We start from the raw sequence: 12,175 nt of genomic DNA, 5'->3' as shown, positions 1-12,175 counted from the left end.
ATTGCGTTGGGGCGGTGGTCACGGCCGTGGGAAATTTGTCTTCAATCTGATTGAAATCTGCTGGGTAAACCTGTTCGGACACACGCTTTGAAAGCATGGATCAACACTTTGTTCAGGCGGATGTGGGAGAGATCGTTAACGACGAGCCTTCCAAGTGGAGATTTCAATGCCAGCTCTGTTCAATACAATTTCAGGCAAGCTTCTTGCCGCAACTACGGTTGCTATCACCGGGTTGATGCTGTGCTTCAGCATCTTCACGGCTCTTAATGAGTCCAAGCAGGTTCGAGAACGGGTCCTGGAAGGCGCGTCCCAGCGCGCCTCGGACATTTCCCAGAGCCTGTCTTCGCAATTGGTCGAAGCAACCTCAGCCGCATCTGCGCTTGGTGGCGCCTTGTCCGGCTACATCGAAGATGGCGAAGCAACCACCGCGGATCTGATCAAAATCATGGAAGGTGTGCCAGGCCGGTATGATCTTGTATTTTCTTCCTGGATGTCCGCAATCCCCGATGGCGCCACCGAGGATTTCATCACAGGAACTGAAGGGCGCAATGCGGATGGTATCTTTGCCGCTTATTGGACCAAATCCGATGCGGGCGGGTTGAACTTCGAGACCTTCAATGTCGATCCGAATGATACATCCGAGTGGTATCGCCTGCCCATCGACAGCGGTGAGAGTGTCATCACGGAGCCGTATCTTTCCAATGAAAACAGGCTGCTGACATCTGTGTCGGTCCCGGTCAATGCGCAGGGGCAGATCGTGGGTGTTGCGGGTGTGGATATTGTCCTCGACAATCTGGGCGACTTCGTTCGCGGGCTCTCCGTTTATGAGGGCGGCAGTGTGATGCTGCTGGGGCAAGGAGGCAAATGGCTGTCTCATCCGGACCCGGAGATGCTGGTGCAGGCCTTTGAGGGTGAGGAAGTGGCGGACTTTCAGGCTGCCATAGAGACAGGTGAAGTACAGATCGTTTCCGACCGCGCAGATGGATCTACGCGCCTTTTCTACCCGTTTACCGCCTATGGTATGAACAAGACCTGGGTGGTGGTTCTGGATGTCCCGCGCCACGTCTTCGTCAACCCTGTCAAGGCGAGCATCTATGAACAGCTGATGACCAATGTGCTGCTGTTGGGTCTGACCCTGGCGACAATCTTTTTCTCGGTTCGTTCGCTGGTCCGGCGTCCTCTGGGAAAGATGCTTGGCGTCATGAAGGATCTGACCGAGGGCAAAGTCCACGAACCTGTTGATATTCCAAAGCGAAAGGATGAGATCGGAGCGATGGCAGCTTCCATCGAAACTCTGCGTCAGGGCCTTGCCTCCAAGGAGGAGCTGGAAGCAACTCAGCTGCGTGAGAAACAGCAGCAGGAAGAGGTTGTCAGAACGCTTGCACAGCAGCTCCAGCAATTGGCCGGTGGACGGCTGGATGTCAAAATCCATGATGAGATGCCGCGCCAATACGAGGCTCTGCGTCAGGATTTCAACAACACGGTTGAGCAACTGAGCAAGCTGATCACCTCGGTCAATGATTCCGCTGACTCTATCGATACCGGGCTGACGGAAATTGCGTCTGCAACCAATGATCTCTCTCAACGGACCGAGCAATCAGCGCTGCAACTGGAAGAGACGGCCGCCTCGCTGAGCGAGCTTACGCAGAATGTGAAACATGTCGCCAGTGGCGCCCGCGAAACCGAGGCCTTGGTTACCTCTGTGAGCCAGAATGCAGCAACCAGTTCAGCCGTCGCGCGCGAAACGGTGGACGCAATGGATTCCATCGCTGCGACCTCAGAGCAGATCACCCGAATCACCGGTATGATTGATGACATCGCGTTCCAGACCAACCTCTTGGCGTTGAATGCCGGCGTCGAAGCCGCGCGTGCGGGCGAAGCGGGGCGCGGGTTCTCAGTGGTGGCGGCGGAAGTCCGCAGTCTGGCCCTGCGTTCGTCTGAATCCGCTCTTGAAATCAAGAAACTGATTACAGCGTCTGAGGCGCAGGTGGCTCATGGTGTTGATCTGGTCGGTCGGACGAACGACTCCCTGACCACGATTATGAATGCCATCGGCAGCATTTCTGAACATGTTGGCGATATTGCCAAGCAGGCGGATGAGCAGTCCAGAGGGATCTCTGAATTGAACGGGGCCATGAGCACGTTGGAATCCGCACAACAACAGAACGCCGCGATGTGCGAAGAAACCGCAGCAGCTTGTAGTTCTCTCGATCATGAGACAACGAACCTGTCTCGGTTGGTCACGGCGTTTCAGACTGGTGAGCGCGCCCAGCCAAGGCAAGTGCAGGCCCAGCGTGGCTATGTTGCCGCCGCCTGATCCTCGGGGGGTCGCGTATCCGCTCGGTGGCTGAGTCAGTCGCAGTGCGGTGCCTGGTGATCAAGGAGCGTGAGACGGTGTGTTTGATAAAATAAAACACGCTATCTTCAACAACGCATCGGTCAATAGTTTGCCGCCTTTGAGGTCGATGAGACAACAGGTCACCGCTCCTTGTCAGGGGCGGTGGCCTTTTGTGATAGTGTAATCGACGATGTATATCGCCCTCGCTCACCCTGAAGCTACTTCATGATTGATGTTCCCTTAGATGGCTCGGCGCCGAGCTGATAATGATGCGTCTGACACGGGGCGACTGCGAGGGTTTGGGCGCCTGTCGGGGCCGCAACGGCTACACTGCGTGGTGTGCGACGGGCGGATCAGATTTGGAAAGCCGTAGTCTCCAGATAGGTCTTTGAGGCGCGCTCGGTGGGCGCGGCACATGGTAAGGATCAGTGATGTCTAGGTGTCTCTGGGCGGGTCTGGGCGTCGCCTTACTGCCAAAACGCAGTGACACGGGCTCGGGCGACGAACTGAATTTTTGCGAAGAGGGCACGAATACGCGCTAAGCCTCTGTTTTCACGCCGAGCGGATTTGGAGTGTCGTTGCCGCTCATCCTGTTAGGATCGGGTGCGCCGCATTACAAGCTATTTGATCAATGGCGAGAGGCGGCTGAGTAACGTCAGCCGCTTTCATCGGTCGGCAAAAAAGAGTCGTATTGGTCCGGTGGCGCTCCCCGATAACGGCGCAGCACTTGAGTAGAGTGCGCTCACCCTGCGCCGCGGCGGCTTTCGTAGACTGCCTTGGAGCGGACTAAGTCACTGCGCGCTATTGTTTCGTCTGCTGCGGAACTGGACTAATATCTGCTGCAGCCGGTCGCCCCCAACTAGGAATATCATGATGACATAGGTGGGGATGGCCACGGCAAACTGTGCCAAAAGTTGTGACGTGCCATACATTGGTGGGCCCAGTTCGCGTAGGGCAAACAGGGCAATAGCCATCATGGACACGGATATCAGGGCAGGTCGAAGGGCGTCGAATATGTATGTTGCCGCCGACATGTCGAGTATCTTCAGGGTTTTGCGTGTCGCGATTGGCCACAGCAGGAAGGAAATGCCTACGAGCGCGGACATGATCCGGTTCAGGCCTTCGGGTGCCAGCAGCAGAATTGCAGCAAATCCCGAAAGGCTGACCACACATTCGAAGCCGAACCACCAGCTGGCATGACCGGAGAACCGAACCAGAGAGGCCTGCATGACGCCGATGCTCATCATCAGGCTTAGCATGGCAAAACATTGCAGCGGGTAGATTGCCGCCAGCCATTTGCTGCCAAAGACAAAGGGGATGGCGGTTGGTGCCACGATGATGAAGCCGATGAACAGGGGAAAGGCAGCTGTTGCTGCGGCAAAGCTGCTGAGGATAAAGGCCTTGCGGCGCTGTTCTTTTTCGGTCTGCAGGCTGGCGAACAGGACCCTTGTGACTGGCAGCAGGGTCCCGATGGTCAGCTCCTGCAGGATTTCGCAGATCCTACGGGCGAAGAAGAAAATACCGAGCACAGCCGGCCCTGCAACAATCCCCAGAAGGATCTGGTTGATCTTGGTCGGTTCGATCATCCGCCCGCCCATGGTAAACAGGGTAAAACCGCGCAAATCTCTCAGCGCCGCGCGGGAAAGTTGAAATCCAGGACGCCAATCTGCGGTCCAGTAGGAGACGACGCAGCCAACCACGGCGGTGATGACCTGTGCCATGATCAGAGCCCAGATGGCATAGCCCTGTAGGACGAGCAGCAGGCAACCCGCAGCGCCAAGCCCGTTGGCAAGCGTTGTGCGAAGGGCGATATGACGAAATTCCATACGCCGGTTCACTAGAGCAGCGGGGATATTTCCAAGCGATACGAAGAGGATGCGTAGCGACAAGACTGGCAAAATGACCGCCAGCACATCAAGTTTGGTCCAGCTGGCGATCAGCGGGGCTGAGATAACCAAGACCGCGATAGAGGCCAATGCAATTGCCATGGTCAGCCAGAAAGCACTGTCAAGATGTGCCTGTCTCAGATCGCTGCGTTGAATAATAGCGTCGCCAAGGGGAAGCGGCACCAATGTCATCACCCAGATCACAATGGATGTCGCAAGGGCTACTGCCCCAAAGTCGGCGGGCTCCAGCAACAGCGAGGTCACGAGGAAAACAACAACGGTGAGACCGTTGCTGACCATGATATTGACGAATGACCAGAACACCCCAAGAAGCGCCAGACGGCCGCGGCCTCTGGATACGTGGCTCAGTGTTGATGCCTCTGTGTTGCTGTCGTGCATTCTGGTCGTCCCGCTATTGCAGTTAGGGCGCCTGATGTCGCGCGGCTGTCCGCCGCTGACACGGGCCGTGATCCCTTTTGCTTTCGCCTGGACAGTACAGCATAGGGCTTAATGTCGTCTTTACCGTCCTGTCCGTCCGATCACCGACAAACCCGTCAACAGGATCAGTTTGATATCAAAGCTGAATGTCCGGCGTTCGAGATAATCAATATCAAAGGAGACGCGATCCTCATAGCTGACATCATTGCGCCCGGACACCTGCCATAGGCCAGTGATTCCCGGTTTCTGGCTGAGGTAGATCGGCGCAGCGGATCCGTATTTGCTCAACTCGCAACGCACGATCGGCCGTGGCCCGACAAAGCTCATGTCACCGCGCAGCACGTTCCAGATCTGCGGCAGCTCGTCCAGGCTGCTGCGGCGCAGGAAGAGGCCCAGGTTGGTGATCCGCGGATCGCGGCTCAGCTTTCGGTCGCGCGCCCATTCCTGGGCTGCCTTGGCATCGGTTTTCAAATGCTCGGCCAATACGTCCTCGGCACCATGAATCATGGTGCGGATTTTCCAACAGGTGAACGGGGTTCCATCCTTTCCGATACGCGTGTGGCCGAAGAAGCCCGGACCTCCGTCGCGGCGGCTGATCATCCACAAAAGGGCGATCACCGGCGATAGTACGGGAAACAGTATCAGAGCCAAGAGGATATCAAGTAGGCGCTTTCCGATCATGGCGTAGAGTCCCATGCGCCGTGGAGCGGCCTGCTCGCAGCCGACGGGGGAGCGCAGGTTGTCGAAATTTGTAACGTCGCTCATGTCTTACCCCGATCTTCAGCCTCGCGGTGCCAACGTTGATGTCGACAGGATCGCTATTTGCTCTTGGTGGCTGCGATCTCATCCGCCTTTCCTAAGATTTGATTCAAATTCGTGGCAAGAATTTGTCTTAAACAGAGTATTGCTTGGGCGTTGTCTGATTGTCCGAAGTGGGTTTGGTGTCAGCGCAATCACTGATCTGCGTGGCTGACATGATCGCCGGTATCTCAGCTGACCGCTGCTCTGTCGCCTGTGTCAGCTGAATTGACAGCTCCGGTGCATCGTATTAATTTTGTAATCGAAATAAATTGCCGCATCAGGACTAGCCGGGGTTCTGCAACCAGGGATATCCTTTAATGCCGCCAGCCAGCCTGTCATCTTTTGGATCATATCCGCCGCACGCGCATCTGCCGGAGACTGCGGCTGGTCAGCTGCAATGGCTGGATCTGGAAAATGATCATCTGCGGCTTCGGATCCTCAACTTCGGCGCAATTACGGCACGTCTGGATCTGCGCGCCGGTGATGGATGGTTGCCAATGGTTCTGGGCTATCGCGATATGGCCGCCTATCTCGGGGATCCTTTCTATCTGGGGGCTATTGTGGGTCGGGTGGCCAATCGCGTTGGCGGTGCTGGTTTTGATCTCGCGGGGCGGCGGGTTGCACTGGATGCAAATGAGGGTGGTAATCAGCTGCATGGAGGGACGGCGGGTCTCGGGCGGGTATTCTGGGATATCCGGCAGGTCGCCGATGATGCGGTGGAGCTGAGATATACCTCAGCTGATGGTGAGAATGGCTATCCCGGATGCGCCGAAATCCAGCTGCGGATCGCATTGTCTGGCGGCAGCGTCAGCTACGATATGAGGGCCAGTGTTGATCAGGCGACACCAATCAACTTGGCGCAGCACAATTACTACACGCTGGGTGCCATGGGTGACATTTGGGAGCACCGTTTGCAGTGTCCGGCATCAACCTATCTGCGGCTGCGCCCGGACGGGGTGCCAACAGGCGCGATTGTGCCTGTCGCGGGGACCCCGTTCGATTTTACCGATGGGCAGCCGTTTGCAACGCTGGATCCACAGCGACGTGGAACCGACAATCATGTCATCTTTGCCAAGGGTGCCGAGGGGCATATGCCGGAGATCGCGAAGTTGACTTCCCCAAACGGAGTTTCCATGCGGGTTTGTTCGGATCAGCCGGGGGCGCAGATCTATACGGCAACACATCTGAGCAGCGGCGCGGCGGCACAGGAAGGGCAGCAGCTTGCACCTTTCGCCGCTGTCTGTATTGAGCCACAGGGGTTCCCGGATGCGGTCAATCAACCTGATTTTCCAAGCGTTATTTTGCACCCGGGGCGGCCTTATCACCAGAGGCTGTCGTTGGATTTCTCAACAAATGAGGCAGACCGGGATGACTGAGTATTGGCGTCGGAGCGGCCTTCTGGGGTCTATTGTCACGAGCCTGAGCCTTTGGGCCTATGCTGACGAGGTGATCGCGGAGATCAAGCATCAGCCCTTGGATCTGGGTCCCCGTCCGAGTTTCGCGCTGATGGATCAGGCACAGGTCGAGTTGGGGCAGCTGTTGTTCTACGATCCCATCCTGTCAGGCAATCGCAATATCAGCTGCGCCAGCTGTCACCATCCGCGATTTGGCACTGGTGATGGTGTGTCGCTGTCGCTGGGGGAGGGGGCAAGCAGGCTTGGCCCCAAACGACAGGCCGATCCCGAAAACCTGCCGGAGCAACGCATCCCGCGCAATGCACCTGCACTTTGGAACCTTGGTGCGCGGGGAATGGATGTCATGTTTCATGACGGTAGGCTGGAGGCAGATCCGGCCTATGGATCAGGTATTCGTACGCCGCTGGAGAGCGATATGGTTGCCGGGTTTGACTCAGCGTTGTCTGCGCAGGCGATGTTTCCGGTGCTTTCAGCAGATGAGATGGCAGGCCACTATGGCGAAAATGAGGTGTCCCGTGCGGTGCGTCTGGGCCAGTTGAGCCATCCGGGTGGTGCTTGGGATCTGATTGCAGGTCGGGTGGCGGATATTCCGGAATACAGACAGCGGTTTGATCGCGTTTTGGGCCAAGGGGCCCCCATTCAGTTCACGGATATCGGGAATATGCTTGCGGCCTTTATCCGGTTTGAGTGGCGGGCCGATGACAGCCCGTTTGATCGTGCGCAGATGCAGGGAGAACCGCTGCTACCCGCCGCTGCACGGGGGCAAGAGGCGTTTTATGGCGCGGCGGGATGCAGCCAGTGCCATTCCGGCTGGTTACAGACGGACAATGGGTTTCATGCAATTGCAATGCCTCAGCTTGGACCGGGGAAGGCCGCGCGGTTTGAGGCCCATGCCCGCGATGAAGGCCGGTTGCGCGTGACCGGAAACGCCGACGATGCGTATAGGTTTCGGACACCCTCGCTGCGGAATGTGGCGTTGACGGCGCCCTACGGGCACAGCGGGGCCTATGCCACGCTGGAGGCGGTTGTGCATCATCACTTAAATCCGCTGGATGCTTTGATGTCATATGATCGCAGTCAGGCGGTCTTGCCTGCACTTCAGGGGGCAATCGATTGGGCGGCAATGGATGATCCTGCGGAGGTGCAGCGCATCGCCTCCGCCAATGATCTGGTGCCCGTCACGTTGAGTGACGATGAGGTCGCCGATCTTATCGCCTTTCTCGAGGCCCTGACCGATAGCACAGCGGCGGCGGGGCGGCTTGGTGTGCCGGACGCCGTGCCCTCCGGGCTGCCTGTCGAGCGGTAGCCCGGACGGGGCTACTGGATCACTGTAATATGCTGGTTGGGTGACACCGCCTGCCACTCTGTTGCCTCCCCATCCGGCCAGATCACACGTAATCGCAGGTCCTGAGCCTCTCCCAGACCAAAATGCAGGTCCCCGGCGGAACCGCCTGCGTGACCTCCGCCAACCGTGAGTTCGCGGGTATGGATCCGGGTTCCGGTGTCCAGCTCGACAAAGGCTCCGATGGCCTGGGTGTTGGGGGCGATGCCGTAGACAGACAGGGTGAGCCAGTTGCCGGTGGTTTGAGTGGCGTTCTGATGAAGCTCCATCGGGGCGCGACGGTTGATTACGGCAAGGTCAAGGCGACCATCCAGATTGAGGTCGCGCAGAACAGCGCCACGCGACCGGGCCATGTTGGCGATTTGTGCCGCTGCGGCGGCATCCGCAAATCGTCCATCAACACCTTGGATCAAAAGCGTATTTGGATCACGCATGGCGGCGTCTGGCATCTGTTCGACATTGCCTTTGGTTACGAAGATATCGTCACGCCCGTCGTTGTTCACATCACCAAAATCCGCGTGCCATCCGGTGGAGGGTCGCCCGTCACCGCCACTGGTTGGGCGGTGAGCTGTGGTTCCGTAGTTGTAGGTCACATCGCGATAGGACGGGCCGATACCAGCCGGATCAAATAGCTGAAGCTTCTGGTCCCCCATCGAGGTGAGGTAAACATCAGAGAACCCATCGCCATTGAGATCGCGCGACGCGATCCCCATGCCCCAGAGATGGTAGGGTGCCCAGCCGTCATCCTGTTGGTACAGCTCCGGCGGCGTGGTCATCTTCCACATCTGTTCCTGCCCGCCGCGCACATAGTAATGCCGATCATTGCTGATGCGCAGGTCGGCGCGCCCGCGTGCAGGCCCGTCAGCGCGTCGGTGCCAGTTGGTGAACAGCATGGACAGGGCGCAATACCCGGGCGTGAGCCTGATTGGGGGGCTATATCTGTCCCCTTCGGGGCGATAGAGCAGCGTGTCATCGCAGGCCTCAAACGGGCCATCCGGGTTGCTCCGGTCTACGTAGGTGCCGAAGGCCAGGGTGGGCAGTTGAGCCCCTTTCTCCCATGTGGCGGAGAAGGCGGTGGTCCAGTGATCTCCACTGGAAAATCCAAGATCATCAAATGGTTCGAACTGGCAGTCTCCGATTCCACGCAGCAATTGGTCGGCGCCGACGCGCAACACGGCGAGATCCAGAACCTTGTTACCGTCAATATCCAGCGGGTAGATGCCGGTGACCCCGGTTTGCGCCAAGGCTGTAGGCGTATCGGCGGTGAACTGCAAAGCTGCGCCGGGGGTCTCGGTCCGATTGATCATCAGCTGAACCGGATTGCTGCCACCCGCAGCCACCAGATCGGGAAACCTGTCGTCATTGCAATCCAGCGAAGCCAGACCGCCGCCGACGAAATGCTCCCAACCGCCATCATAGATATGCGCGGCGATTGGGCGCGGGGTGAACATCGGCGGCTCAGAACTGCTGGCGAGTGCAATCTGCGGCAGAAGGCACAGCGGCGCCAGAAGTCGGTGGACCCTAACCCGCATGGCTTGCAACCTCCCTGATGGTGAGAGCCGAGACTTCTTCAATCGCATAGGCTGCGGCGCCTTTCGCCCACATCTGGTTACCCCAGCCATGCACGCGCACCTCGGGCAGGGGGCCATCTACCTGGACCACCCAGCGGCGCATTTCTTCGACCACCTTGTCGGAGGACAGATAACCAAAGGCCAGCTGCGCGCCTGCCAGAACAATCATCTGAGGATCAAAGATATTGACGATGTTCGCCAGCCCCATGGCAAACATCCGTCCGGCGCGGTCGAGGATAGATTGCGCCATCATGTCGCCCTCAGCCACCGCTGCATAAAGCGAGGCAAGATCCTTGTGCCGCTCGACACCACTGGTGATATTCGCCTCACGCAGCAGGGCATAATCGCCAACATAGGCCTCCAGACAGCCACGTTGCCCGCATTGGCAGAGCGCGCCTTCCAGCTGCACCTTGATATGGCCGAACTCAGCACCACAGCCGCGCGCGCCGCGATAGATCTGGTTATCAATAACGATGCCCATGCCGACCCCGTGCTCGACGGTGACAACAACAAAGTTGCTGCGGGTGTCGCCCTCGCCGAACAGATGCTCTGCCTTGGCAACCAGATTGGCGTCATTGTCGATGAACACCGGCATGCTGAGGTGCGATTTTAGCGCGCTGCCGAGGTCAATGTTGCGCACATTGAGCGATGAGGACCAATAGATGAAGTTCCGCTCCGCATCCATGACACCGGCCATACCGATACCGACGCCGGAGATCTGCGTGCGGGTCAGCCCACCCTTGGCGCAGCTTTGATCCAGAGCCTCGACAATTTTCTCGCACAGGGATTCCGGGGACATCTGGCCGCCCCGCAGGGGCATTTCGTGGCTGATCAGTTCGGTGCCTTCGAAATCGGTGATCAGCGTTGTGATGGCGTGATGTGAGAGCTTCAGCCCGGCGATATGATGTGCACTGCCCCGAATTTTGAGGGCAACCCGCGGACGGCCCCGTTTCGCACCGCGCACCGTGTCAGGGCTGACTTCCTCGATCAATCCGGCGGCCAACAGCTCGGCGGTGATTGCGGTGACAGTGGCCGGGCTGATCCGGGTGATCTGGGCAATATCGATTCGGGCGATCTGCCCTGCGGCGCGTATGGTATCAAATACCTGTAGGCGGCTGCTTTCACGCAACTCGCCGGAATGTGAAAGCCTGTCCGATTTGACCACCGTATTTCCCCCTTATTGTCGGGCGGGTTATCGCAGAAAACGGCCGACCAACAAGATATCCGACCTCATGATACATTATTTAATTTGAGTTTCAAAAAAAATAATGTTAGGGATATCAGGACGGGCATGTAGCGAGGGGGGACCTGACTGCTGCAAGCGCCCGCAACGACCCGAGGGAGGAAAACAATGAAATTCTTGAGTGGCGTATCCGCACTAGCTTTTGCCGCAACTGCGAGCATGGCCCTTGCTGAAGATGTGACCGTTGGCGTCAGCTGGTCGAACTTTCAGGAAGAACGCTGGAAAACCGACGAAGCCGCGATCAAGGCTGCACTGGAAGCAAAAGGTGCAACCTATGTGTCTGCAGATGCGCAGTCATCTTCGGCGAAGCAGCTGTCCGACATCGAAAGCCTGATTGCACAGGGTGTCGATGCGTTGATCGTTCTGGCGCAAGACGCACAGGCCATCGGTCCGGCCGTGCAGGCAGCTGCTGACGAAGGCATTCCTGTTGTTGCCTATGATCGCCTGATCGAAGACGGCCGCGCGTTCTACCTGACCTTTGACAACGTCGAAGTGGGCCGGATGCAGGCGCGCGCGGTGCTGGAAGCCCAGCCGAGCGGCAACTACGTGATGATCAAGGGTTCGCCCACCGATCCAAACGCCGATTTCCTGCGCGGTGGTCAGCAAGAGATCATTCAGGCCGCAATCGACAGTGGTGATATCAAAATCGTTGGTGAGGCCTACACTGATGGCTGGCTGCCGGCCAATGCACAGCGCAACATGGAACAGATCCTGACCGCCAACGACAACAAGGTTGATGCGGTTGTCGCTTCCAATGACGGCACCGCTGGTGGTGTTGTCGCTGCGCTGACCGCTCAGGGCATGGAAGGTATCGCGGTTTCCGGTCAGGATGGTGACCATGCTGCACTCAACCGTGTGGCCAAAGGGACGCAGACTGTATCTGTCTGGAAAGACGCCCGTGATCTGGGCAAGGCTGCGGCAAACATCGCGGTCGAAATGGCCGAAGGCGCTGCCATGGGTGATGTTGCGGGCGGCGCTGCCTGGACCTCCCCTGCCGGCACCGAGCTGACGGCTCGCTTCCTGGAGCCGATTCCGGTAACCGCCGACAACCTTTCGGTTGTCGTGGATGCTGGATGGATCACCAAAGAGGCGCTATGCCAAGGCGTGACCAACGGCCCTGCGCCCTGCAACTAAGCTGCGG

8 protein-coding genes are annotated in these 12,175 nt (G+C 58.1%); 4 read left to right on the top strand and 4 right to left on the bottom strand.

Annotation, left to right across the window (positions count from 1 at the left end; all coding sequences use genetic code 11):
• Positions 1-166 precede the first annotated feature (166 nt).
• Entirely contained in the window at positions 167-2,317 is a 2,151-nt protein-coding gene (locus INHI_RS0102380) for a methyl-accepting chemotaxis protein (protein WP_027246578.1), read from the top strand.
• Between the two features lie 812 nt (positions 2,318-3,129).
• Here the strand turns inward: INHI_RS0102380 and INHI_RS0102375 are convergent.
• The gene (locus INHI_RS0102375) at positions 3,130-4,623 is read right to left on the bottom strand and encodes an oligosaccharide flippase family protein (protein ID WP_027246577.1); all 1,494 of its coding nucleotides are present in this window, start codon (positions 4,621-4,623) and stop codon (positions 3,130-3,132) included.
• A gap of 120 nt (positions 4,624-4,743) precedes the next feature.
• Positions 4,744-5,427 (bottom strand): sugar transferase, encoded by a 684-nt coding sequence (locus INHI_RS0102370; protein ID WP_027246576.1) that lies wholly within the window; start codon positions 5,425-5,427, stop codon positions 4,744-4,746.
• 353 nt (positions 5,428-5,780) lie between these two features.
• On the opposite strand from INHI_RS0102370, the gene INHI_RS0102365 reads away from it, so the two are divergent.
• Positions 5,781-6,839, top strand: coding sequence for an aldose epimerase family protein (locus INHI_RS0102365; RefSeq protein WP_027246575.1), 1,059 nt, complete (start codon positions 5,781-5,783; stop codon positions 6,837-6,839).
• Positions 6,832-8,184: a cytochrome-c peroxidase gene (locus INHI_RS0102360; protein WP_027246574.1), complete on the top strand. Its 1,353-nt coding sequence runs from the start codon at positions 6,832-6,834 to the stop codon at positions 8,182-8,184. The genes INHI_RS0102365 and INHI_RS0102360 overlap by 8 nt, the downstream gene beginning before the upstream one ends.
• 11 nt (positions 8,185-8,195) lie before the next feature.
• Here the strand turns inward: INHI_RS0102360 and INHI_RS0102355 are convergent, their stop codons facing one another.
• Both INHI_RS0102355 and INHI_RS0102350 read right to left on the bottom strand, forming a co-directional pair.
• Positions 8,196-9,752, bottom strand: a complete 1,557-nt coding sequence (locus INHI_RS0102355) for a CRTAC1 family protein (protein ID WP_027246573.1) — start codon at positions 9,750-9,752, stop codon at positions 8,196-8,198.
• Positions 9,742-10,956, bottom strand: a complete 1,215-nt coding sequence (locus tag INHI_RS0102350; RefSeq protein ID WP_014881673.1) for an ROK family transcriptional regulator — start codon at positions 10,954-10,956, stop codon at positions 9,742-9,744. Before INHI_RS0102350 ends, INHI_RS0102355 begins: the two co-directional genes overlap by 11 nt.
• Positions 10,957-11,142: 186 nt before the next feature.
• On the opposite strand from INHI_RS0102350, the gene xylF reads away from it, so the two are divergent.
• On the top strand, positions 11,143-12,168 hold the full coding sequence (gene xylF / locus INHI_RS0102345; RefSeq protein WP_014889239.1) for a D-xylose ABC transporter substrate-binding protein: 1,026 nt from the start codon (positions 11,143-11,145) through the stop codon (positions 12,166-12,168).
• Positions 12,169-12,175 lie beyond the last annotated feature (7 nt).

The organism is Phaeobacter inhibens DSM 16374 (assembly GCF_000473105.1).
GTDB lineage: Bacteria > Pseudomonadota > Alphaproteobacteria > Rhodobacterales > Rhodobacteraceae > Phaeobacter > Phaeobacter inhibens.
This window is presented reverse-complemented; position numbering and strand designations above follow the sequence as displayed.